Origin of the sequence: Gibbsiella quercinecans (genome assembly GCF_002291425.1) — a bacterium.
GTDB lineage: Bacteria > Pseudomonadota > Gammaproteobacteria > Enterobacterales > Enterobacteriaceae > Gibbsiella > Gibbsiella quercinecans.
Genome location: NZ_CP014136.1, coordinates 635,650 through 658,391 on the forward strand (window position 1 = coordinate 635,650; position 22,742 = coordinate 658,391).

Below are 22,742 nucleotides of genomic sequence, written 5' to 3' on the forward strand. Positions count from 1 at the left end.
TGATTTTGGGTATCTACACAAAATCATTCAAGATGCATCGAGGCGGCAAGTGAGGAAATCCCCGGGAGCAGAGATAACTCTGTGACCGGGGTTTCTGAACGCAGCCAACAAAGAAGCAACTTGAAGGATGACGTGTATATACCCTTCATACTTCAAGTTGCAGGTGTGTTGGCTTTCCTCGCTCACCCCAGTCACTTACTCCAGTAAGCTCCTGGGGATTCGCTGCGTTGCCGCCTTCCTGCAACTCGGATTATTTTGGGTATAGGCGCTTATTATCGTCAACTATGCTAACTGCTTTCTATAGCTGAACTGTAAGGTTTTCGTTAAAAGGCTTCACTATTTTCAGCCGCCGGCGGATGCATCCACGGCCAGCCTCTGCCAACAGGCGTGGATAACCTTAACAAGCCCCCACCGCGGCATGCAATTTGTTCGGCCTTAGCCCGCCGCCCGTTAGGCTACAATAGGCTTTATTGCCGCCGTGGATACGCCCGCTGCCCATCAGATTCAGGAGACACCGTTTGCCGATTCGCCTTCCCATCACCTTACAGCAGGATATGTTGCTGGGCCTGTGCTGCTTGCCGGCCATTATCGTGATTTACCTGGTCGGCTTTGCGCTGGATCGCGTCCCGGCGGCAAGCGTGGTGGCAAGCGGCGCATTAACGCTGGCGTTTGGCGCCAACAAAACCTGGGGCGGCTCGGCGTTTTCACTGCTCATCACCACCACGCTCGGGCTGGCCTTCTCTTCCTGGCTGGGCTGCCTGACGGGGAACTTTTTACCGTTATACATCGCCGGCGCCATGCTGTATGCCGGGGTCTACGTCACGATGGCGAACGTAGACAGCAGCGCCTGGTGGATGCTGCTGCAATGGGCGATCGCCTATCTGGTTTCCGGCTATTTCGCCGGCTCTGCGGAACACGCCGCCGCCCGTGCGGCCATGACGGGCGGCGGCGGCCTGCTGCAAATGCTGTTTCTGGCGTTGGTCTTCCGCCGTTACGGCTTTCACCGGCAGGATTTCAGCCCACGTTCATGGCTGCGTTTTTTGCGCATCACCACCAGCAAATACAAGCGCAAGATCCATCTGCAATGGTCGATTTTTTACGCCCTACTGACCATGTGCCTGGCATTAAGCACCGTCGAACTGTTCCACCTGAAAAATGGCTACTGGGCCGGTATGACGCTGCTGTTTTGCCTGCGCAATAACTATAAGGACACGGTAGCGCGGGTGCAGGCGAGAGTGCTGGGCACGTTGATGGGCAGTATCCTGGCGGCCACGCTGATAGCCTATTGGCACAGCCCGCTGCTGCTTGTCAGCGGGTTTATTTTGTTTGGCTATATCGCTTTTACCTTTTCCTATTCGCTGATTTCAAAATCCTATTTTATCTTCACTTTCTTCGTCACCCTGATGGTGGTGTTTATGATTTCCAGTCTGGGCTTCTCGCAGGTGGATGTCGCCACGCACCGCCTGGAATCGACCGCGCTCGGCGGGATGTTTGCGATCTTTGCCGTCATGATGACCCGTCTGTTTACCCGGCGGCAAATCGTCAATAAATGAACCGCGATTGCCGCACCGGAGAATAAGCGCCTGTGCCAGACATAATGGATTGGGAAATGATCTCGCGACAATCTATACCCTTCATACTTCAAGTTGCAGGTGTGTTGGCTTTCCTCGCTCACCCCAGTCACTTACTCAAGTAAGCTCCTGGGGATTCGCTGCGTTGCCGCCTTCCTGCAACTCGAATTATTTTGGGTATATTTCCTGAATATATAGATGACGCTACCATAATTAACGTTTAAACATTTCAGCATGAATAATAATTTTTCATGAAGGTTTTATTAAGAAAAGATGAGTAGCCTCCCGTTTCCTTGCTTTTATTTTTTCTCGCTGGAAAAATAGCGCCTCGAAGGAAGTTGTTTCCTGAATAATTATCAATTAGCTGAACAAGACAAATGTATAATCGTAATTTATTTGTTTTACCCTGTTTGCTTTTTTCCATAAATGCCCATGCGCTGTCGCTTTCCTGGGCGCACGAATTTGCTGACGTTACCCGTGAGCATACCGATAAATTTGAATTAAACCACGGTTTTGAAAACGGCCTTGGCGTCTCGACAGAGCTTGAGTACTCACCGCGCGAAACCGAAGATGGCCGCAGCGGGCAGGCATTCAACCATTTAAAAAATAAAAAAAAGGTGTTCGGCATTGATTATGCGATTAATGCGCCGGCCAACTTCACGCTAACGCCCGGCCTGTCGCTCAATCTGTACGATGAGAAAAAAACCTGGAAGCCCGGATTGGAGATCCGCTGGGATTATAATAAATCGCTGTCTTTCGCCACGCGCTACCGTTATGAAATAACCGACTATGATGAAAAACCCACTAAACACACGCACCGCATAGACATCGGTGCAAAATACAAAATACAGCCGGCAACACTGGTCTATAAATACGCACGCTACTTTAGCGACAAACCGATTTATGCCAAAAAAGACACCGACTATAAGCACGAGGTGGCCATGAAGATTAAATTCTTCACCCATTGGAAATATGTCATGGAAGTCAGTAATGAATCAGTGGCAAAAAACAGCGAACGCCGGCAGACGGTCTACACCACGGGGGTTGAATATGCTTTTTAACCTCCGTAAACACCGCCGCATGTATAACCCCATGTTCAGCGCCACCCTGTTAGCCCTGAGCACCTTGCCGTTGTTGGCCACTGCCCCGGCACATGCGGCAGGCGAACGCTACACGCTGGAAAAAGTGGTGATGCTGAGCCGCCACGGCGTGCGCCCACAAACCGACACGGAAAAGCTGAACAAGGCCACCGGCCAGCAATGGCCGGAATGGAACGTCGAGGACGGCCACCTTTCCGGCCACGGCTACGCCGGCATCATTAACCAGGCGGCTTACCAGATCGCCAGTTGGCGCCGCGCCGGGTTAGCGCTCGGGCCGGCGTGCCCACCGGCCGGTGCGGTGTTTGCCTGGGCCAGCCCACTGCAACGCACCAGAGCCACCGCGCAGGCGCTGCTTGACGGCATGTTTCCCGGCTGCGGCCTGGCTGCCGGCCACACCCGCAACCGCTACGATCCGCTGTTTCAAAGCGTAGATATGGGCCTGGCGAAGCCGGATAAGGCGCTGGCCAGGCAGCAGATCATGGCGCGCATGGGCGGCAGCGAAGCCGCGGCGGCCGCGCATTATCAGCCCGACGTGGAACTCCTGCGCGCCGCGGTTTGCGCCGACGATACGCAGGCGTGCGCCTTCCTGCACGAACCGTGGAAGCTGGTTGAGAAAGAAAACGGTTTTGCGCTGAAAGGCCCGCTGTCGCCCGGAGCGAATATCGGCGAAACTATCCGCCTGCAATACAGCGAAGGGTTGCCGCTCAGCCAGGTCGCCTTCGGCCATGCCGCCAACGCCAAACAGGTGGCGGCTCTGATGGCGCTGCACGCGGCGAAATACGATTTGATCAGCGATACGCCGGAGCTGGCGCGCCATGGCGGCACATTACTGATGGCACAGCTCGCCACCGCACTGAAGCAGGGCACGCCGCTGGAACAGCCGGCCGCCAAAACTCCTGCCCCACGGCTCACGCTGTTTATCGGCCATGACACCAATATTGCGCAAATCCACACCATGCTAAACATGAACTGGGCGCTGGGGGAATACCCGCCCAATGACATCCCGCCGGGCGGCAGCCTGGTTTTTGAACGCTACCGCGATAAACGCAGCGGCCAACGCCTGGTGCGCCTGGCGTTTACCGCCATGTCACTGGATCAGTGGCGCAGCCTGCACCGCATAGACGCCGCCCACCCCTTGCTCAGCAAGGATTACAGCGATAAGCATTGCCATAAAACCGCGCGCGGAACACTGTGCCCGCTCGACCACGTGCTGCAGATGATGCAACACGCACAGGTTGCCGGCATCAACACCCCTCAGCCGATTTTCCAGTAGGGGCTAACGCCAGCGCCAGGCTAGGCTGTGTCATGCACTATTACGGGACACAGCCTACTTTTCGCAATGCGTTTAGCCTGCCGCAGGCGTTCTTATACGGTGACGCCGTGTTGAACTGAATCATCCGGCCACGCGTCCATTTGCCGTACCACGGCTGGCCGTAGAGCGCCTCATCGCTAAAGCCGTCAATCAACGCGATAATCTGCCGTTTATTATCGGCAAGCCGCATCAGCAGGGCGCCGTAGTCCGTAATCTGCGCATAATCACGGTAAAACTTTTGCGCCAGCAACCCCAATTGGTTCCACTTAAAACCGTCTTCGGGGAAGGCGATTTCAAGGCCCTGTCTTTCTTTCGCATGCCAGGACAAAACCAGTTCCCCCCAGCCAATCAGATAGGCCACCAGTTGGGCAACGCTCATTACGCTGCCCTTGGCATGCCCCGGCATCAGCGGCTCAAACGCCTTTTCTGCCGGTATGTCGTCCAGTTTTTTCATCAGCAGCGCGAAATTGCTGTTCACCGCTTTGATCAATGCGCCTTTTGATTCCGGCACGGCCATCGTCACTTCCTTTTGTTTTTCCTGCCATAATCGGGGGCAGCCGGTTACTCCGCCGTCATCCGGCGCGCGGTGCCGGAAACACGGATTGACGCCCCCGTAACCGAGGTGATGTCAGCGTGAATACGCGAAGGCATCCCCATATCCTCACCCTGAATAATGTCGATCGCCCCGGCGTGCGGCCAGGCAATATCCCGCAGGTAACCCGCATAAGCGGCGGCCGCCGCGCCCGTTGCCGGATCTTCATACACCCCGCCGGAGGCGAACGGATTGCGGCAATGAAAACGCTGCGGCGTTTGCGCATAGGCCAGCATGATGGTGGCCCAGCCTTCACGCAGCATCAGCGCCTGCCCGGCTGCGATATCGTAATGCATGGCCGCCAGCGCTTCACGCGTGTTGAGGGTCAAGGCAAAGTGATCGGCACCGCCGTGGATGCGCGCCGGCGCAATCGCACTGCTGACATCGCCAGGCGTATAGCCAAACAACGCCAACACCTCTGCCACCAGCGGCGCTGAAGCGGGCGCGCTATGGGTCGGCGGCGATTGCAACACCGCCGAAAGCCGGCCTTCGGCCTGCGCCCCTTCAACGGTGATCGTCGCCTGATTAAGCACCAGGGTAAACACCCCGTTCCCCTGGCGCAGGGCCAATGCCGCGCCCAGGGCGATGGTCGCATGGCCGCAAAACGGCACTTCCATCAGGGGCGAGAAATAGCGCACCCGCCAGCCCTGTTCACAGGGCGCCGCGAAAACCGTTTCCGAATAGCCCACGTCGGCCGCGATCCGCTGCATCTCGGCAGGATCCGGCAGTTGTTCGGCGATCAGCACCCCCGCCGGGTTGCCGCCTGTCTGCCCCTCGGAAAACGCGGCAATACGTAAAACATCAATGCTCAACGGATCTTCTCCTGCCCAAAATAAGACGCCGCTGCGGTTTATACGCCCGCAGCGGCCAATGCGCCGGAAAAAGCCAGCGCGCGGATTTGCTCGGTTAGCCAACGGTTGGCCTCGCGGCGTTGGTTACGCCGGTGAGAATAGATTTTGATCCGGTACGGCGGCACGTAAAACGGTAATTCATGTATCGCCCAATGGTGCAATGGCGCCAGCTGCCGGGCGGCGAACGCCGGTAGCGTCATAAACAGCCGGCTCTGGGCGATGATAAACGGCGCCGCCAGCAGCGAAGGCATACGCAAAGCAATAGTGCGCTGCCGCCCCAGTTTATCCAGTTCGTAATCAATCGCCCCACGCGCCTCGTTCCAGGGGGTGATCACCACGTGCTTTGCCGCCAGGTATTCGGCCAACGACAGCGGCGTAAGATCATTGCGCTGCGCTGCCGCGGTGATGGCGACGTAGCGATCCTCCATCCAGTCAATCTCGTCAATATCCTCATGCAGGCTATCGGTAGATTCGGTGAAACCCAGCGCGAAATCAATACGCCCGGCCAGTAAATCCTCGATCGCCACTTTTTGATCGCCATGCAACAGTTGAAACTGCAAATAAGGCGCGCGCTCCTGCAGAGCGGCCATTAACGTTGGAAAAAGGCAAAACGCGGTGTAATCGGTGACGGAAAAGGTAAATTGTTCATGACTGTGCAGCGGCGCAAAGCGCGGCTGTGTATTCAGCTCGCGCTCCAGCGTGCGCAAGCTGTCGCCGATGGTCGCAGCCAGGCTTTCCGCCAATACCGTTGGGCACATTTGTTGGCCGGAGCGGTAAAACAGCTCGTCGTTCAGCGCATTGCGCAGGCGCCCCAGCGCGTGGCTTAAGGCCGAGTTACTCATTGCCAGCTCGTCCGCTGCTCGCGTAACCGACTGGTGGCGATAAATAGCGTCAAAAACCAGCAGCAGGTTGAGATCCATCCGGCGTAAATAAGAATGCATAAAATTCACTGTCTATTGATGATATTGCACTTCATGCAGTATAGAGCAGTGATTATGATGATGCATCACTGATAAACACACTGGAAGACCATCATGACATTACACATTCGCCCGGCGGAAAAGCGCGACGCTGCCACTATTTTTTCGTTCATTTGCCAACTGGCCGAGTATGAAAAAGCGCTGCACGAGGTGAAAACCACCCCGGCGGAAATCGAGGCAACGCTGTTCGGCGAGCGCGCCGCCACCGAAGCGTTGATTTGCGAATCGAACGGCACGCCCATCGGCTTTGCGGTGTTCTTCAGCAGCTATTCCACCTGGTTGGGCCGCAATGGCATCTACCTGGAGGACTTATACGTCACCCCTGAATGCCGTGGCCAGGGCGCCGGGAAAGCCTTGCTGAAACACATTGCGCAACTGGCCGTCGCGCGCGGCTGCGGCCGCCTGGAGTGGAGCGTGCTGGACTGGAACCAACCGGCGATCGACGTGTACAACCGGCTGGGCGGCGAACCGCAGGCAGAGTGGATCCGCTACAGGCTAGAAGGGGATTCTCTGCACAACATGGCTACCGCGCAATGAGGCTTGCCGCCCCGTGCACCCGGGGCGGCCTGGCGATTAGCCGATATCATCGCCGTTGGTGGCGATCACCTTCTGGTACCAGTAGAAAGATTTCTTCTTATAACGGTTGCCGCTGCCGGCGATAGTATCGTCCAGATCGACATAGATCAGGCCGTAGCGCTTCGACATTTCACCGGTGGACATGCTAACCAGATCGATACAGCCCCACGGGGTATAGCCCATCAGTTCCACGCCATCCTCAATCGCTTCGGCCATCGCTTCAATGTGCTGGCGCAGATAATTGATGCGGTAATCATCGGCCACATAGTGGTTGGCGTCCGGCTGATCGACCGCCCCCAGGCCATTCTCGACGATAAACAGCGGCTTTTGGTAGCGATCATACAGCTGATTAAGCGCGATGCGCAGGCCAACGGGATCGATCTCCCAGCCCCACTCGCTGGCCGCCAGAAATGGGTTGCGCGCCCCGCCCAGCAGGTTCCCCTGCGCCGCTTGGCTATCCGGCTCGGTCTTATTGACCGTTGACGACATGTAATAGCTAAAGCCGATGTAATCCACGGTATGCTGCCGGATTAACGCCAGATCGCCGGGTTCGATGGCCAATTCCACACCGAGCGTTTCCCACAGGCGTTTGGCATAGTAAGGGTATTTGCCGCCGGCCTGCACATCCGCACAATAGAAGTTGAACGCCTGCGTTTCTTGCAGGGCGGCCAACTGGTTAGTGGGGTTGCAGTCATAGGCGTAGGTGGTGGCGTAGAGGATCATACAGCCGATCTGGATATCCGGGCGGATCTCATGGGCGATTTTCACCGCCATACTGCTGGCAACAAACTGGTTGTGCCAGGCCTGGAATTTGGCCTGGGTCTCCAGCGCGCCGGTTTTGACGATCAGCCCCTGGCTCATCACCGGGAAATGGGCGGCGCTGTTGATCTCGTTGAAGGTCATCCAGTATCTGACCTTGTGGCCAAAGCGCGCCAGCACAGTGCGGGCAAAGCGTTCATAGCAGGCGATCAACGCACGGTTTTTCCACCCGCCATAGGCGGTGGCCAGGTGCAGCGGCATTTCATAGTGGGAAATGGTCACCACCGGTTCAATACCGTGCGCAATACAGGCGTCAATCACCCGATCGTAATGGCGCAGGCCGGCTTCATTCGGCGTTTCTTCGGTGCCATTCGGGTATATCCGGGTCCAGGCGATGGAAAAGCGGTAACACTTAAAGCCCATTTCGGCAAACAGCGCGATGTCTTCGCGAAAGCGGTGATAATGGTCGATGCCTTTATGGTTTGGGTAGCTGTACTTTTCCGGCTCAATGGTGAAGTCAAATTCGGCCGATGAAACAATATTTAACCGCTGCTTGCCGCCTGGAATCGCATCGACAATCGACAGCCCCTTTCCCTCCTGATCATAAGCCCCTTCAACCTGGTTGGCGGCCGTAGCACCGCCCCATAAAAAGCCTTGCGGAAACCGATTTTTCATTGAGTTCGTCTCTGTATGAACGCGGGTTGTGTCACAGCACTCGCTGGCCCGTGCGGCCAGGCGGCGCTATTTGGCTAGCCATCCGTCCTTGCGCGATGGCGGCGCACAGAGATTCTAAAATAAAAGCAGAGAAGCCGACAGCCCGGCGGGCGGTCAGCGCCCCCAACCGCAGCCGGGGGGCGAATAACCTCAAGAGAGGGTCAGGAGTGTGGGCGCGAAACGTGCTCGGCGGCGGCCTGATTTGCGTTGGCCACCGCCTGCGCCAGAGGGTGGCCCTGTAACAGCGAGGTGCACAATATGCCCATAAAGCAGTCGCCGGCGCCGTGGGTGCTGATCAACACCACTTTCTGCGCCGGCAGGGATTGGCTGCTCTCCCCCGCTTCACAGAAAGCCACGCCGTGTTCGCCGGCGGTGACCACCACCGCCGGATAGGCCTGGCTCAACGCTTCGGCGGCGGCGCAGGCACCGGGCAGATCCGGCACCGGGATGCCGCTCAGATCCCGCGCTTCCACCGCGTTGACCACCAGCAGATCGATACAGGATTGCAGGGCTGTGCTCAGCGCCCGGGCGGGCGCCGCATTCAGGCACACCGTCACGCCGCGCTTTTTCGCTTCGCTGGCCGCCTGCAAGTTCACCGCCTCCGGCACCTCGTTTTGCAACAACAGCATGCTCACCTGGTTCCACACGGCATCATCATGAAACAACTGCGGATCGATATGGTTATTGGCGTTTGAAACCACCACCGCGCCATAGTCGCCTTCCGCATCCGTGATCGCAACGCTCATGCCGGAGGGCGAGGCGGCGGTCACTGTCACCTGCGAGTGGTCTACGCCGTGCTGGTTGAGCACCGAGAGCAAAAATGTCCCCTGGGAATCCGCCCCCACCGCACCGGCGAAGCTCACCTGCGCCCCGGCCTTAGCCGCCGATACCGCCTGGTTGCCGCCCTTGCCGCCGAATTTATAGGAACAGGCGCTGCCGATAACCGTTTCCCCCTTTTCCGGGCGGTGATGCGCCTGCAGCATGATGTCGTAATGGAGACTGCCGGTAACGAGTATTTTACCCATGTTAATATTCTCGTAGGTCCTGAACCGCCTGCTGGGTTTTCATCAGGTTCTTTTCGGCCTTCTTCAGATCCTTTTGTGCAATCGCCACAAACAGTGCATCCAGTATGTTTAACTGGGCAATGCGCGACGCTGCATTTTCCCCAAGCAAATGCGATCCCTGAGAGGTTGAATTGAGCACCACGTGCGCATTGCGCGCAATGGGCGATTCGGCATAGTTGGTGATGGCAATCACTTTGGCACCGTTACGCGCAGCCAGTTTGATCGGATCGTTCACCGCGCGGGTTGCGCCGGAATGGCTAATGGCGATCACCGCGTCATCATCCGATAAAACCGCCGCTGACATCAGCATAATATGGGCATCATCATAGACCGTTGTTTTGATCCCGATTTTGAGCAATTTATGCGACAAATCACGGGCGACGGTTGCCGAACCGCCGACGGCATATAAATCGATGTGCCTGGCTTTAAACAAAATGTCAGCTGCACGGTTGAATTCAGAAATATCCAAAATAGAAATGGTTTCTTCTATTGCCTGAATAGAGGTTCTGAATACTTTTGCCAGTAATTGCTCCGACGAGTCATCGGGTTCAATTTCCGCATGTAAGCCGGCCACTTCAGAATAGTTATAATAAATTAAACTACTTCTAAATTCCCGGAAGCCTGAGAAATTAAGTTTCTTGGCTAATTTCACTACCATTGCCTCAGAAACATTATTCCCCTGAGCAATCTCTTTTAACGACGTTTGCTCGGACAAATCCGTTTTCGAAGTAATTGAATCGACAACTTTCCTTTCCAATGGCGTCAGGTGTGGCAATCGCATGCGAATTTGAGCGCCTATTGCTCGCGGATCTTGCTTCATTACTTGCCTCTTGTCGCTCTGTCAATCAACATCGCTATAATAATTATAAGGCCAGTAGCAAGCAATTGATAAAACGCCTGAATATTCAGAAGCGTCAAACCGTTACGCAGCGCCCCCAGAATAATGGCGCCGATCAGGGTACCGATAATGCTCCCCTTGCCCCCCATCAGCGAAGCGCCCCCGATGGCGGCCGCCGCGATAGCGTCCAGTTCCCATAAATTCCCCATCGTCGGTTCGGCAGCGCCGAGGCGGCCAATCAGAATCAGCGAAGCCAAAGAAGCCAACACGCCGGAAATAACAAACACCGTCACCTTGGTTCTTTTTACCGGCACCCCGGCCACGCGGGCGGCTTCTTCATTGCCACCGACGGCAAGAATATATTCACCCAGCGGGGTTTTATTCATCAATACCCACAAAATGACGGCAATGGTGATAACAATCACAATCGGCGCCGGCACCCCAAACACCGTACTGTTGATCAGGGTACGGAACTCCACCGGGATGCCAAAAATCGGGTTACCGTTCGTGAAGATCAGCGCCAGCGCGCGGAACAGGGACAAGCCGCCAAGGGTCACGATAAACGGTTGCAACCCGGCGTAAGCCACCAGCGTACCGCTGAACACCCCGCACATCGCCCCAATGCCCAGGGTCGCCATCACCGCCAGCGGCACCGGCACGCCGGCCACCATCAGCGTGGCGCCGAGCACCGCCGACAGCGCCGCCGTCGGCCCCACGGAAAGGTCGATGCCGCCGGAAATGATCACCAGCGTCATCCCCAGCGCAATAATGCCGTTAATAGACGATTGCTGCAAAATATTCAGCAAATTGGGCACGGTCCAAAACATCGGTGAAAGAAAAGAGAAGGTGACAACAATAATGAGCAAACCAATAAGCGTGCCCGCATCACGCAAATTAAACTTAAACAGCGATGCAGGGTTTACTTTTGGCTGAGTATTACCTTGTGCCATCATAATGATTACCTTAGTGATAAAAGCAGGTTACAGTTACAGTGGTTATGTTTTAAGTCAGATCGTTAATCGCATAGCGTGCAATATTTTCTTCCGTAATCGCATCGCCTTTCAGTTCTTTGGTCACCTTCCCTTCACGCATGACCAATACGCGATCCGAGATGCGTATAATTTCCGGCATCTCTGAAGAAACGACCACAATCGCCTTTCCCTGCCGGGCCAGTTTTTCTATCAGATTATAAATTTCCGACTTGGCTCCGATATCAATCCCCCGGGTTGGCTCATCAAATAAAAACACTTTATTATCCGCGGCAACCCAGCGGCCGATTATCACCTTTTGCTGATTACCGCCGCTTAGGGTGCCGATAGGTTTATCAATATTTAACGGCCGCAGTTTCAGATCGCTCATCACTTCCAGCGTAATCTGGTTTAAGCGCGCGTTTTTCAGCAGCCCATAGCGGGTGAATTTCCCCATGGAAGGCAGCGCCATATTCATTTTCACCGCCCGTTCCTTAATGATGCCCTCTTTTTTCCGATCTTCCGGCACCAGGCCAATCCCGGCACGAATCGCGCTGCTGACGTTGAGGTTTTTCACCGGCACGCCATCGATCAGCACGCGGCCGCTGGTTTTGGCGTCAATCCCGGCGATCAGTTTTAGCAGTTCGGTGCGCCCGGAGCCCACCAGCCCGGCGATGCCCAGCACTTCCCCGGCCTGCACGCTGAAACTGGCCGGCAGCACGGCGCTATCGCGCCCCAGTTCTTCGATCCGCAGCACTTCCTGATCCGTGACGAACGACTGGTGCTGCACTTTCTCAATCTTGCGCCCCACCATCTTGGTGACGATGCTCTCTTCCGTTTCGTCGCAGATATTCACCACGCCGACCTGTTTGCCGTCGCGTAAAATCGTGGCGCGATCGCACACCTTAAAAATCTCGTTCATCTTGTGCGAGACATAAATCAGCGAGACGTTCATGGATTTCAGATCGGAAATCAGCTCCGCCAGCCGGTCAAATTCGGTCGGCGTCAGGCTCGACGTCGGTTCGTCCATGGCGATGATTTTGGCCTCATCCAGCAGCGCACGCGCGATCTCGACAATCTGCTGCTGGGAAACCTTCAGGTTTTTAATCGGCTCGTCGGGATTAATGCTGGGATCCAGCCGCCGCAGGATCGATTTCGCCCGCGCGTACTGGGCCTTTCTGTCCACGAACCACCCTTTATATTTGGTCAACGGCCGCCCAAGAAACATATTCTGCGCAACGGAGAGTTCGGGAACGTGCTGCAATTCCTGGTGGATCATCGCAATCCCGGCGCGGCGCGCGGAAAGCGGGTTTTTCATTTGAATCGCCTGGCCCTCCACGCTGATTTCACCGGAGTCCGCCGCCCGCACGCCCGAGAGAATATTCAGTAGCGTCGACTTGCCCGCGCCGTTTTCACCAATCAACGCATGCACTTCGCCGCGCCGGACTGAAAAATCAACGTCCTGCACTGCCGCCACGCTGCCGTAGGTTTTATTGATGCTGCGCATCGTTAAACAGAACTGTTCCATAACCCCTCCGTTGCCTTGCTTAGTGCTGCTCAAGCAACTGGCGCAGCTTGGCGTTGTCTTTGGTCGAGAAAGCATCCGCGTTTTCTTTGGTGATCAACGCCTGCGGGGTGGAAACCACGCGCGAGAGTTTCTGGCCGTCGATCAGGCGCAGCATCACTTCCATCGCCACTTCGCCGGTCAGCACCGGGAAGCTATCCACCGTGCCGGTCAGCTCACCGCGCTTGATCGAGGCATAGGCATCAGAGATACCGTCGGTGCCAAACACTGCCACCTGGCTGGCTTTGCCCAGCGAGCGCACGGCTTCCACAACCCCCAGCGCCATCCCGTCATTGTTGGCATAAAAGCCAATCAAATCCGGGTGCTGCTGCAAAATGGTGGAGGCGGCGTTGTAGGCATTTTCACGGCTCCAGTTGGCCGGAATGCTGGCCACCACGGTGAACTTGCCGTTGGTTTCGATCGTTTCCCGGAACCCTTTAGTGCGCTGCGCTGCGGCGTAAACGCCCGGTTGTCCTTCGATAACCGCCACCTTGCCGCCTTGCGGATGGTGTTTGATAAACCAGTCGGCAACCCTGACGCCGTTATCCTTCTGAACGTTGCCCACGTAATACTGCACGTTCGGCATCACGGCATCGTTCACATTCACCACCGGAATGCCTTTGCTTTTGGCAACTTCATAGGCCGGCTGCAAATTCGCGTCAGTCTGCGGGGAAACCAGCAGGCCATTAAACCCTTGGGAAATTAACGTTTCGGCAATGGAGAGCTGGCCCAGTTGATCGTCTTCATTGGCCGCGGCCTGGTAGGCCAGCGTGAAGCCGTACTTTTTCGCCACGTTTTGATAGCCTTCGCCAAGCGAACGCCAATATTCATTGGTCAGCGTTTTGGAGACGCCACCGATCTTCAGCTTGCTGTCAACGGTGGGCAATGGGCCATACTTGGTGGCCAATTGCGTCCAGTCGGTGCGATCCGGCTCGGTGTCGGATTGCAGCGGCGGCAGGTCCGCCGCGTAAACGCTGGTGCAAAACAGGGTAGAAGCGAGTACAGAGAGTAATTGTTTTTTCATCATCTATCTTTCCTGTTGTTATTGATGGAAATACCGCAGTGGGCTGCGGCGGTGTAGGGATTATCTGGCCAGCATCAGGTCGTTGACGATCTGCTGTGAAGCCACCGCATCCTGCCGGCCAATGGCCGCCAACAGTTCGGCGTTGCCTTCCAGTTTTTCGCACAGCGCTAACAGGCGGGTCACCGTGGCGATATTGGTTTCTGCTTCACGCACCGGATCAAGGCCGCTGGCATCCGGGAAGGTATCGAAGTAGTAAGCGCCCTGATAACCGTCGCGCTTCATCTGCCAGAGGAATTCCAGCGTGGCGCGCGGGTTGACGGAAGCGACCATCAGGCCATCATCGCGCTTGCCCCAACCGTCGTTCAGATCCAGGCCGAGCAGGCGTGAGCGGCGCGCCACCATGGCGGCGGCAAAGGCCGGGACTTCATTGGCAAACAGCACATGGGCAAAATCAAGGGTGATGCCCAGGTTACGGCAGCCGGCTTCTTCCACCGCCAGCAGGCAGGTGGTCGCGTTGGGGAAAATGCTGAAGGCGCGGGGTTCGTTGGGCTTATATTCGATGCTGATGTCGATATCCGGCGCATACTCCGCCACTTCGCGCACTGCGCTGACGGCATCTTCCCAGATTTTTTTGTAATCGGCCTGGAAGCAGTAATCAAAGCCGTCCTGCCCCATCCACAGCGTCATTAAACCCGCGCCGAATTCACGGCCGGCGTCAATGCCGCGTTTGGTCAGTTCGATCGCCTGACGGCGGATTGTTGCATCCGGGTTGGTAAACGCGCCGATTTTAAACTCCGGCGCGTCCCAGCGCATTTGCATACCGTTGACCGCCAGCCCCACGTCTTCAATCTTCTGACGCAAGGTCTTCAGATCGTCGGTGATGTGCTGGGGATAGTTCAGATCCAGGTGGGTTAAGCCTTTCACCGTTCCGGCACGTTCAATCATTTGCAATACCGACGGCTTGCCCTTCAATCCCGGCCAGTAGCGAAAGGCCCCTGACGCAAAGGAGTTCAGACGTGTGGCAAATTTAATTTCCGACATGGGGTGTCCTTCATGTGTTGACTCGTAATGTACTTTACTTATTCACAAATATTAGTGAACTAGTGCATTACTATCATTGCATGCAGGCGGCTGCAAGATCGCTGGATGTTTAAATAATCAATTTGCGAAGTGATTCACGAATTTGCCCGTAGGGGCCGGCAAAGCCGGAGAGTTTGCGAAATGCGCGGCCTTTCGCCGAAAGCGCTATCGCAGAGTTCAGGCCAACGGCGCGTATGCTATTGCACCGCGTCTTTTGCTATAGTCTTTTTTACCTTGAACTCTTTAGCGGACAACAATATGCGCATTCTCGTGGTGGGCGCCGGGGCAACCGGCGGGTATTTTGGCGCCAGGCTGGCACAGGCCGGCAGAGACGTAACCTTCCTGGTGCGGGAAAAACGAGCGGCGGCGCTGCGGGCGAGCGGCCTGAACGTCATCACCCCGCAGGGCGACTTTTCACTGGCGCCGAACATTGCCCAGGCGAAAGATCTCAACGCGCCTTTTGATCTGATCCTGCTGACGGTGAAAAGCTTTGGCCTCGCTGCCGCATTGGACGACATCGCACCGGCGGTGGGCGCCAATACCACCATCATGCCGGTGCTGAACGGCATGGGCCACCTGGCCGTGCTTAAGCAACGTTTTGGTGCCGAAGCGGTTATCGGAGGGTATTGCAAAATCAACGCCACGGTGGATGCCGACGGCAATATCGTGCAGATGACCCCGCTGCATGATATCGCCTACGGTGAACTATCCGGGGAGCACAGCGAGCGCATTCGCCAGATCGACGCGCAGTTCCAGGGGATTGGCGTTAATGCCCGCCTTGCTGACGACATCACCCGTGAAATGTGGGAAAAGTGGTTGTTCTTGTCCAGCCTGGGCGCCATCACTTGCCTGATGCGCGGCAATATCGGCCAGGTGGCGGCGGCCAGCGGCGGCAAAGCCTTTGCCACCGCCCTGATCCACGAAATTGCCGCGACCATCAAAGCGGGCGGATACCGTGAGCGCGAAGGGATGGTGGCCAGCACCATCAATGCGCTGACCGACCCCGAGTCGCCGCAAACCTCATCGATGTACCGCGACATGGTGCAAGGCTTTGCGGTGGAAGCCGACCACATTATTGGCGATCTGGTGCGCATTGCCGCCGCCCATGCGGTGAATGCTCCATTACTGAATGCCGTTTACACCCACCTGTCGGTGTATCAGCAGGCAAGATAATCCCCCCGCCAGTGCCGTGGGGCCTGATAAGCCCCATGCCTGGCCGGCAACCGCAGTAATACTTCCCTTCCCCTTTTCGTCTTCCGTCTTCCGTCTTCCGTCTTCCGTCTTCCGTCTTCCGCCAGACTTACACTTCATATTTTTAAAACATCATTTCATTAAAAATAAAACACGATTTTTAATTTATTGAGAGGTTGGCCACCCTATTCTTTTCACCGCTGCCATTAAATACGCCCCTATGGCAAAAACACAAAGGCTAGCGATTGCACATCCCCCTACCTTACAGATGCACCCCCACTGATCGTACCTATGGCGGGAACACGACGTCTCTTATGGCTATGGGAATAACAGTCATGAAAAAAAGAAAAATCGGACTTATTAACTATTTGGCCTACGGCTCGGGCGATTTCCTGGGCGCGGGCACCACGGCATTAACCGCCGCCTGGCTACTCTATTTCTACACCACGTTTTGCGGCCTTAGCCCCATTGAAGCCACGTTTATCTTCGCCATGGCCAGGGTGCTCGACGCGGTGGTCAGCCCGTTGATGGGCTACCTGACCGACAACTTTGGCGGTACCTGGCTGGGCAAACGCTTCGGCCGCCGCAAGTTTTTCATCCTGCTCGGCATCCCGCTGGTGTTCAGCTACAGCCTGATGTGGGTGGGCCATATGGACTATTGGTACTACCTGTTTACCTACCTGTTCTTCGACGTGATCTACACCATGATCCTGGTGCCCTATGAAACCCTGGTGCCGGAGATGACCGATGATTTCAAGCAAAAGACCAAATTCTCCGGCGCGCGTATCTCCCTGGCGCAGCTTTCCGCGATCCTTGCGGCGTTTCTGCCGGGGATCCTGCTGAGCTATTTCGGCAAGGACAACGCGGTTTCCTTCTTCTATTCCAGCATGGTGTTTTCCATCATTTGCGCCTGCGTGCTGACGCTGGTGTATTGCTTTACCTGGGAGCGCGCTCCGGAGCAAAAATCAGCCGCAGCCCTGCAGGCCGAGCAACAAAAGCTTACCCTGCGCCAAAGCCTGAAGCGCCTGAACGTTGAGCTGACCTCCACGCTGCGCATCCGCATCTTCCGCCAGCACCTGGGCATGTATCTGGGCGGCTACATCGCGCAGGATGTCTTCAACGCGGTCTTCACTTATTACGTGGTGTTTGTGCTGATGCAGACGCCGTCGATGGCCTCCAACCTGATGGGGGTGATGGCGATCATGCAGTTCATCGCGGTGATCGGCATGATCCCGCTGTGCATCCGCTTTGGCCCGGCGCCGTCTTACCGCGTCGTCACCGCCCTGTTCGGCCTGAGCGCCATTTCTTACGCCATTCTGTATTACGCCAACCTTAGCGATATCTTCTCGTTGCTGCTGCTGATCTCCGCCCTGGCAGGGCTGGGGCGCGGCGGGATCAACTATGTGCCCTGGAACATCTATACCTACATTGCCGACGTGGACGAGGCTATCACCGGCCAGCGGCGCGAAGGCATTTTCGCCGGCATCATGACGCTGACGCGCAAGGCCTCGCAGGCCGGTGCCGTGATGCTGGTCGGCATTATCCTGCAACTGTCGGGGTTTGTTTCCGGCCAAAGCGTCCAAACTCCCGCCGTCAGCCACACCATCCTGCTGGTGCTGTGCTTCGGCACGTTAGCGGTGCTGACCCTCGGCTTTATCATTTCGCTGCGTTTCAAATTGAACCTCGCCACGCACAGCGTATTGCGTGAAGAAGTCGCCAAAATGCGCGCTGCCGGCCAGGTGGTGCCAAACCGCATTACGCCGCAGGCGCGCACCACCGTCGAAATGCTGGCGGGCATGCCGTATGAGGCCCTGTGGGGCAACAACAATATTGGCTATCTCAACCGCCATAAGCCGGCGATCACCGCGAGCGTGAAGCTCGCCAACGGCGATGACGCAACGCACGCATCCCCTTATCAACCCTGATTAATCTTTACTGAGAGCCGCATTATGCTGATATACCCCGTAAAACATAGCCCGCTGTTGCGCCAGCCAGAACGCTTCATCAGCCGCGAAGCGCTGCACCAATTGATTCAACGCCTGGTGGACAACCTCATCCACATCACGGATGACAGCGGTGAATTTTTATTACGGCTTGACGACGGGCGCGTGATCGATACCAAAGGCTGGGCCGGCTGGGAGTGGACGCATGGCGTGGGCCTGTACGGCATTCACCGATATTTTCGCCTGACCGGCGATAGCGCGCTGAGCGCCATCATCGACGACTGGTTCGCACAACGCTTTGCCGAAGGTACGCCGACCAAAAATGTGAACACCGTCAGCCCCTTCCTCACCCTGGCCTATCGCTACGAAGAGACCGGCAACCCGCAATGGCTGCCCTATCTGGAACGCTGGGCCGAATGGGTGATGCACGACATGCCGCGCACGCCGCGCGGCGGCATGCAGCACGTCACGCTGGCCGAAGAGAACCATCAACAACTGTGGGACGACACGCTGATGATGAGCGTGCTGCCGCTGGCCAAAATCGGCAAATTACTGGATCGCCCCGCTTATATTGAAGAAGCCAAATACCAGTTTTTCGTCCACACCCAGTACCTGATGGAGCGTGAAAGCGGCCTGTGGTTCCACGGCTGGACTTTCGACGGCAACCATAATTTCGCCCGCGCCCGCTGGGCACGCGGCAACAGTTGGTTGACCATCGTGATCCCGGAATTTCTCGAGCTGCTGGATTTGCCAGAGCAGGACGCCACGCGGCGTTTTTTATTGCAGGTGCTCGAAAGCCAGGTGGCCGCGCTGGCGCAATGCCAAGATAGCAGCGGGCTGTGGCACACCCTGCTGGACGATCCCAGCTCTTATCTGGAGGCCTCGGCCACCGCCGGTTTCGCCTTCGGCATACTGAAAGCGGTACGCAAGCGTTATATCGCCCCGCATTACCAGGCCGTGGCGGAAAACGCGTTGCGCGGGCTGGTCGAGCGGATTAACGCCGACGGCGAACTGACCCAGGTGTCCTTCGGCACCGGCATGGGCAAACAACTTGACGACTACCGGCAGATTCCGCTGACCGCCATGCCGTATGGCCAGGCGATGGCGATCCTGTGCCTGGTGGAATATCTGCATGTCTATCTGTAAACACGCTGGGCTTGTCTGCCCCGGCACAAGCCCGCGCCGCCTGTCGGGGGGCGTACTTCCATATTAACCGGGTGAATATATACGAAATGATCCAAGCCGCATCGAGGCGGCCTGAAGCATGAAATGTATAGCTCTAAATAATTCGAGTTGCAGGCAGGCGGCCATGCTGCGACAAATTCGTCAGGAACGAATTTGCCTGGCCTCTGGCCAGCCTCCGGTGAGAGACAAGGATGTCTCTCATCAATCCCCAGGAGCTTACTCAGGTAAGTGACTGGGGTGAGTGACTGGGGTGAGTGACAAATCTGCCGGGAGCAGATTTGAACGCTGCTGGCAGCGGCCCCATCGGGGCGAGGCCCAGGGATGGGCCGAGTAATAAAGCCAACACACCTGCAACTTGAAGTATGACGAGCATATGCCCATAGCACCAAGGAGAACAGAATGAGTCTGAAGAGTTTCTCGTTGCACGGCAAAGTCGCCATCGTCACCGGCTGCGACACCGGGCTAGGCCAGGGCATGGCGCTCGGCCTGGCGCAGGCCGGTTGCGATATCGTCGGCATCAATCGGGTGCCGCCGCAAGACACCGTCGCCGGCGTCACCGCGCTCGGGCGGCGCTTTTTAAGCCTGGAGGCCGATCTCAGCCAACAAGAGGCGCTGCCGGCGTTGATGGCGCAGGCGGTGGCGGAATTTGGCCATATTGATATTTTGGTCAATAACGCCGGCATTATTCGCCGCCAGGACGCACTGGCGTTTAGCGAGCAGGATTGGGATGACGTGATCAACCTGAACGCCAAAACCGTATTTTTCCTTTCACAGTTGGCCGCGCGCCAGTTTATTGCCCAGGGCCAGGGCGGCAAGATCATCAACATCGCCTCAATGCTCTCTTTTCAGGGCGGTATTCGGGTGCCTTCCTATACCGCATCCAAAAGCGCCGTGCTGGGGTTAACCCGCCTGATGGCCAATGAATGGGCGCAGCACGGCATCAACGTTAATGCGATTGCCCCGGGTTATATGGCCACCAATAACACCCGGCAACTGCGTGACGATACTGAACGCAGCCAGGAAATCCTGCAACGTATCCCGGCCGGCCGCTGGGGTGAGCCTGCCGATCTGGCCGGCCCGGTGGTTTTCCTCGCTTCATCGGCGGCGGACTATATCAACGGTCACACACTGGCCGTCGACGGCGGTTGGCTGGCGCGCTGATGGCGACGCCGGTACATTTTTGAGGAGATAACGATGAACATTGCATTAATGATGGAAAACAGCCAGGCAGGCAAGAACGCACTGGTGCTGGAACAACTGCAGGCCGTCGCCGATACCAACCACGATCGGGTCTTTAACGTCGGCATGTGCGACGAGCAAGACTACCCTCTGACCTATATCCACCTGGGCATTATGGCCAGCCTATTGCTGAATGCGCAGGCGGTGGATTTTGTGGTGGCCGGTTGCGGCACCGGGCAAGGGGCGCTGCTGGCGCTGAATCTTCACCCGGGGGTGATCTGCGGTTACTGCATCGATCCCGCCGATGCCTTCCTGTTCGCCCAGATCAACAACGGCAATGCCATCTCGCTGCCGTTTGCCAAGGGCTTCGGCTGGGGCGCAGAACTGAACCTGCGCTATGTTTTCGAGAAGCTGTTTAGCGGGCGCCAAGGGGAAGGCTACCCGGTGGAGCGCAAAGCGCCGCAGGTACGCAACGCGGCCATCCTGGGCCAGGTGAAAAGCGCCCTGCTGAAAGACGACTACCTTGACGGCCTGCGAGCCATCGATCCGGCCTTGGTGCGCACCGCCATCGGTGGCACGCGTTTCCAGCAGTGCCTGTTCGAACAGGGCAAAAAGCCAGAGGTTCTGGCCTTCGTTGAACAGTTGCTCAAATAACGGCCCCACGCCGCGGTGGCCGGCACAACGGCCACCGCACATCACGTGTCCCCAGGGTTATTTCACCAGCACCTTGTGGTTGGAGTTGCCCCAGATGGTATAAAGATCCGCCAGCAAGGCGCCGTTAATATCTTCAAGTTCGGCCTGGCTGATCTCCTCATTGCCCTGCTTGCCGAACAACACTACTTCATCTTCCATTTTCACATTGGGGATATCGGTGACATCCACCATCAGGGTATTCATCGAAACCTTGCCCACCACGGGCGCACGTTTGCCGTCGATCAGCACAAACGCCTTATTGGTAAATACCCGGCGATAGCCGTCTGAATACCCCACCGGAATATTGGCCAGGAGCGAATCACGTTTCAGCGTATAGGTTTTATCGTAGCCAACCGTATTCCCAGCCGGATACGCGTTAACACTGGCCACTGCCGATTTGAACTGCATAACGCGCTGGTACTCCGTGTGGCTGGGGACGGTATCGCCGTACAACGCGCCGCCAACCCTGACCATATCAAGCTGGGATTCCGGCACTTCCAGGGTGGCGAAGGAATTGGCCGCATGCAGAATCAACTTGCTGCGATCCAGCCCCGCAGCCTGAATCAACCACGCCGACTGCTGGTTGAATTTTGCCAGGTTTTGCCGCACATCCTCTTTTTCCTCCACCGGGAAGTGCGTCATGATGCCAACCAAGTGCAGTTTAGCCAGCCGGGTAATGGCGATGGCATCCTGTTTGCCTTGTTCAGTGGAAACGTCCAGGCCGTTGCGGCTCATGCCCGCCGCGTTTAACCCGAGATGTATCGCAATAGTCCGATGATGGCGGGCGGCGATGGCGGCGACCTGCTGCGCATGGGCCAAGTTGCCCACCAGCTCTTCAATATGAAAAGGCAGGCCCGCTTCAACCTCGCCGAGGGTCGCCGTGCGCAGCCGCATCAGTTGGCCCTTATAGCCGCTGGCGCGCACCGTTTGCGCCTCTTCGTTACTGGTAATGCCAATGCAGTTCACACCGCTTTTTATCACCTGCGGCATCAGCAAACCGATGCCGTGACCATAGGCGTCGGCCTTCATCACCGCGCAAAGCCGGCTTTTCGCATCCAGATAACGCTGCATGGTTTCAATATTATGCTGAAATGCCGGCTGAGAGATTTCCACCCAGGAATGATATTGCGTCAGTGATTTTGCCAGCGGAGGAATAACCACTCCGGTATTCGTTTCCTTTGCCAACAGGGCACTGCTATTTAACGCCAAAGAGATCGCAAGTACGGAAAGTGCTACTTTAAACTTCATATTTTAACCTTATATTCACTCATTTTTTATTTAAAAAACCACCCATCACACAACGGTTGTGTAGCATCAACCGTGCCAACAGCAGCCATGATGACCACCAGACAAATTTCATGGTAAAAACAAGGTGATAGAGTGAATAACAATTCATTTGGCGTGGGTTTATATTGAGAAAATCAGCAAAAATCCCGTCATTAATAAATAGCGATAAAAAATAATCAATCGGGTGAGGGCGTAATTTTTCCGTAAAACGATAGCGGCGGAAGAAGATATTTTTTGAACAAGAAAAATTCACATGCACTAAAATAGAACA

20 protein-coding genes are annotated in these 22,742 nt (G+C 56.3%); 9 read left to right on the forward strand and 11 right to left on the reverse strand.

The window, feature by feature from the left end:
* Positions 1-518: 518 nt before the first annotated feature.
* The 3 genes from ACN28Q_RS02995 to ACN28Q_RS03005 all read left to right on the forward strand — a co-directional run bounded on the left by ACN28Q_RS02995 (position 519) and on the right by ACN28Q_RS03005 (position 3,944).
* Positions 519-1,553, forward strand: a complete 1,035-nt coding sequence (locus ACN28Q_RS02995; protein ID WP_095844968.1) for an FUSC family protein — start codon at positions 519-521, stop codon at positions 1,551-1,553.
* A 395-nt stretch (positions 1,554-1,948) separates the two neighbouring features.
* Complete coding sequence (locus ACN28Q_RS03000; RefSeq protein ID WP_095844969.1) at positions 1,949-2,632, forward strand: oligogalacturonate-specific porin KdgM family protein; 684 nt, start codon at positions 1,949-1,951, stop codon at positions 2,630-2,632.
* Positions 2,622-3,944: a histidine-type phosphatase gene (locus tag ACN28Q_RS03005; protein ID WP_165907017.1), complete on the forward strand. Its 1,323-nt coding sequence runs from the start codon at positions 2,622-2,624 to the stop codon at positions 3,942-3,944. The genes ACN28Q_RS03000 and ACN28Q_RS03005 overlap by 11 nt, the downstream gene beginning before the upstream one ends.
* 40 nt (positions 3,945-3,984) lie before the next feature.
* Here the strand turns inward: ACN28Q_RS03005 and ACN28Q_RS03010 are convergent, their stop codons facing one another.
* The 3 genes from ACN28Q_RS03010 to ACN28Q_RS03020 are packed head-to-tail and all read right to left on the reverse strand — an operon-like array spanning position 3,985 to position 6,367.
* Positions 3,985-4,500, reverse strand: a complete 516-nt coding sequence (locus tag ACN28Q_RS03010) for a ClbS/DfsB family four-helix bundle protein (protein ID WP_095844971.1) — start codon at positions 4,498-4,500, stop codon at positions 3,985-3,987.
* A 44-nt stretch (positions 4,501-4,544) separates the two neighbouring features.
* On the reverse strand, positions 4,545-5,387 hold the full coding sequence (locus tag ACN28Q_RS03015; RefSeq protein ID WP_095844972.1) for a PhzF family phenazine biosynthesis protein: 843 nt from the start codon (positions 5,385-5,387) through the stop codon (positions 4,545-4,547).
* Positions 5,388-5,425: 38 nt separating this feature from the next.
* Entirely contained in the window at positions 5,426-6,367 is a 942-nt protein-coding gene (locus ACN28Q_RS03020) for a LysR family transcriptional regulator (protein ID WP_095844973.1), read from the reverse strand.
* Positions 6,368-6,460: 93 nt separating this feature from the next.
* Between ACN28Q_RS03020 and ACN28Q_RS03025 the strand changes: the two genes are divergently transcribed.
* Complete coding sequence (locus tag ACN28Q_RS03025; protein WP_095844974.1) at positions 6,461-6,943, forward strand: GNAT family N-acetyltransferase; 483 nt, start codon at positions 6,461-6,463, stop codon at positions 6,941-6,943.
* 36 nt (positions 6,944-6,979) lie between these two features.
* Here the strand turns inward: ACN28Q_RS03025 and ACN28Q_RS03030 are convergent, their stop codons facing one another.
* The 7 genes from ACN28Q_RS03030 to ACN28Q_RS03060 all read right to left on the reverse strand — a co-directional run bounded on the left by ACN28Q_RS03030 (position 6,980) and on the right by ACN28Q_RS03060 (position 14,954).
* Positions 6,980-8,416 carry a glycoside hydrolase family 1 protein gene (locus ACN28Q_RS03030; protein WP_095844975.1) on the reverse strand — a complete coding sequence of 479 codons (1,437 nt, stop codon included), beginning with the start codon at positions 8,414-8,416 and terminating at the stop codon, positions 6,980-6,982.
* A 200-nt stretch (positions 8,417-8,616) separates the two neighbouring features.
* On the reverse strand, positions 8,617-9,480 hold the full coding sequence (locus ACN28Q_RS03035; RefSeq protein ID WP_095844976.1) for a ribokinase: 864 nt from the start codon (positions 9,478-9,480) through the stop codon (positions 8,617-8,619).
* 1 nt (position 9,481) lies between these two features.
* Positions 9,482-10,339 (reverse strand): MurR/RpiR family transcriptional regulator, encoded by an 858-nt coding sequence (locus tag ACN28Q_RS03040; protein ID WP_095844977.1) that lies wholly within the window; start codon positions 10,337-10,339, stop codon positions 9,482-9,484.
* The gene (locus ACN28Q_RS03045) at positions 10,339-11,310 is read right to left on the reverse strand and encodes an ABC transporter permease (RefSeq protein WP_095844978.1); all 972 of its coding nucleotides are present in this window, start codon (positions 11,308-11,310) and stop codon (positions 10,339-10,341) included. The genes ACN28Q_RS03040 and ACN28Q_RS03045 overlap by 1 nt, the downstream gene beginning before the upstream one ends.
* A 49-nt stretch (positions 11,311-11,359) precedes the next feature.
* A complete protein-coding gene (locus tag ACN28Q_RS03050) occupies positions 11,360-12,853 on the reverse strand; it encodes a sugar ABC transporter ATP-binding protein (protein WP_095844979.1) in 1,494 nt (497 codons plus the stop codon).
* A 19-nt stretch (positions 12,854-12,872) separates the two neighbouring features.
* Entirely contained in the window at positions 12,873-13,913 is a 1,041-nt protein-coding gene (locus tag ACN28Q_RS03055) for a sugar ABC transporter substrate-binding protein (RefSeq protein WP_095848885.1), read from the reverse strand.
* 60 nt (positions 13,914-13,973) lie between these two features.
* On the reverse strand, positions 13,974-14,954 hold the full coding sequence (locus ACN28Q_RS03060) for a TIM barrel protein (RefSeq protein WP_095844980.1): 981 nt from the start codon (positions 14,952-14,954) through the stop codon (positions 13,974-13,976).
* 297 nt (positions 14,955-15,251) lie between these two features.
* Here ACN28Q_RS03060 and panE point away from each other — a divergent pair, with 297 nt between their 5' ends.
* The 5 genes from panE to ACN28Q_RS03085 all read left to right on the forward strand — a co-directional run bounded on the left by panE (position 15,252) and on the right by ACN28Q_RS03085 (position 21,145).
* Entirely contained in the window at positions 15,252-16,166 is a 915-nt protein-coding gene (panE, locus tag ACN28Q_RS03065) for a 2-dehydropantoate 2-reductase (RefSeq protein ID WP_095848886.1), read from the forward strand.
* 353 nt (positions 16,167-16,519) lie between these two features.
* Positions 16,520-18,109 carry an MFS transporter gene (locus ACN28Q_RS03070; RefSeq protein ID WP_095844981.1) on the forward strand — a complete coding sequence of 530 codons (1,590 nt, stop codon included), beginning with the start codon at positions 16,520-16,522 and terminating at the stop codon, positions 18,107-18,109.
* A gap of 24 nt (positions 18,110-18,133) precedes the next feature.
* Positions 18,134-19,273: a beta-galactosidase BglB gene (bglB, locus tag ACN28Q_RS03075; protein ID WP_095844982.1), complete on the forward strand. Its 1,140-nt coding sequence runs from the start codon at positions 18,134-18,136 to the stop codon at positions 19,271-19,273.
* Between the two features lie 438 nt (positions 19,274-19,711).
* Positions 19,712-20,473 (forward strand): 2-dehydro-3-deoxy-D-gluconate 5-dehydrogenase KduD, encoded by a 762-nt coding sequence (gene kduD / locus ACN28Q_RS03080; protein ID WP_095844983.1) that lies wholly within the window; start codon positions 19,712-19,714, stop codon positions 20,471-20,473.
* 33 nt (positions 20,474-20,506) lie between these two features.
* The gene (locus tag ACN28Q_RS03085) at positions 20,507-21,145 is read left to right on the forward strand and encodes an RpiB/LacA/LacB family sugar-phosphate isomerase (protein ID WP_095844984.1); all 639 of its coding nucleotides are present in this window, start codon (positions 20,507-20,509) and stop codon (positions 21,143-21,145) included.
* 57 nt (positions 21,146-21,202) lie between these two features.
* Here the strand turns inward: ACN28Q_RS03085 and alr are convergent, their stop codons facing one another.
* Entirely contained in the window at positions 21,203-22,432 is a 1,230-nt protein-coding gene (gene alr, locus ACN28Q_RS03090) for an alanine racemase (RefSeq protein WP_095844985.1), read from the reverse strand.
* Positions 22,433-22,742: the final 310 nt, after the last annotated feature.

What these genes read in the sequence shown, in the direction of transcription:
- ACN28Q_RS03025 (WP_095844974.1), top strand. Translation starts at nt 6,461, where the DNA reads ATGACATTACACATTCGCCCGGCGGAAAAGCGCGACGCTGCCACTATT.
- bglB (WP_095844982.1), top strand. Translation starts at nt 18,134, where the DNA reads ATGCTGATATACCCCGTAAAACATAGCCCGCTGTTGCGCCAGCCAGAA.
- alr (WP_095844985.1), bottom strand. Translation starts at nt 22,432, where the DNA reads ATGAAGTTTAAAGTAGCACTTTCCGTACTTGCGATCTCTTTGGCGTTA.
- ACN28Q_RS03000 (WP_095844969.1), top strand. Translation starts at nt 1,949, where the DNA reads ATGTATAATCGTAATTTATTTGTTTTACCCTGTTTGCTTTTTTCCATA.
- ACN28Q_RS03030 (WP_095844975.1), bottom strand. Translation starts at nt 8,416, where the DNA reads ATGAAAAATCGGTTTCCGCAAGGCTTTTTATGGGGCGGTGCTACGGCC.
- ACN28Q_RS03035 (WP_095844976.1), bottom strand. Translation starts at nt 9,480, where the DNA reads ATGGGTAAAATACTCGTTACCGGCAGTCTCCATTACGACATCATGCTG.
- ACN28Q_RS03005 (WP_165907017.1), top strand. Translation starts at nt 2,622, where the DNA reads ATGCTTTTTAACCTCCGTAAACACCGCCGCATGTATAACCCCATGTTC.
- ACN28Q_RS03085 (WP_095844984.1), top strand. Translation starts at nt 20,507, where the DNA reads ATGAACATTGCATTAATGATGGAAAACAGCCAGGCAGGCAAGAACGCA.
- ACN28Q_RS03070 (WP_095844981.1), top strand. Translation starts at nt 16,520, where the DNA reads ATGAAAAAAAGAAAAATCGGACTTATTAACTATTTGGCCTACGGCTCG.
- panE (WP_095848886.1), top strand. Translation starts at nt 15,252, where the DNA reads ATGCGCATTCTCGTGGTGGGCGCCGGGGCAACCGGCGGGTATTTTGGC.
- ACN28Q_RS03040 (WP_095844977.1), bottom strand. Translation starts at nt 10,339, where the DNA reads ATGAAGCAAGATCCGCGAGCAATAGGCGCTCAAATTCGCATGCGATTG.
- ACN28Q_RS03060 (WP_095844980.1), bottom strand. Translation starts at nt 14,954, where the DNA reads ATGTCGGAAATTAAATTTGCCACACGTCTGAACTCCTTTGCGTCAGGG.
- ACN28Q_RS03050 (WP_095844979.1), bottom strand. Translation starts at nt 12,853, where the DNA reads ATGGAACAGTTCTGTTTAACGATGCGCAGCATCAATAAAACCTACGGC.
- ACN28Q_RS03045 (WP_095844978.1), bottom strand. Translation starts at nt 11,310, where the DNA reads ATGATGGCACAAGGTAATACTCAGCCAAAAGTAAACCCTGCATCGCTG.
- ACN28Q_RS03055 (WP_095848885.1), bottom strand. Translation starts at nt 13,913, where the DNA reads ATGAAAAAACAATTACTCTCTGTACTCGCTTCTACCCTGTTTTGCACC.
- ACN28Q_RS03010 (WP_095844971.1), bottom strand. Translation starts at nt 4,500, where the DNA reads ATGGCCGTGCCGGAATCAAAAGGCGCATTGATCAAAGCGGTGAACAGC.
- ACN28Q_RS03020 (WP_095844973.1), bottom strand. Translation starts at nt 6,367, where the DNA reads ATGCATTCTTATTTACGCCGGATGGATCTCAACCTGCTGCTGGTTTTT.
- kduD (WP_095844983.1), top strand. Translation starts at nt 19,712, where the DNA reads ATGAGTCTGAAGAGTTTCTCGTTGCACGGCAAAGTCGCCATCGTCACC.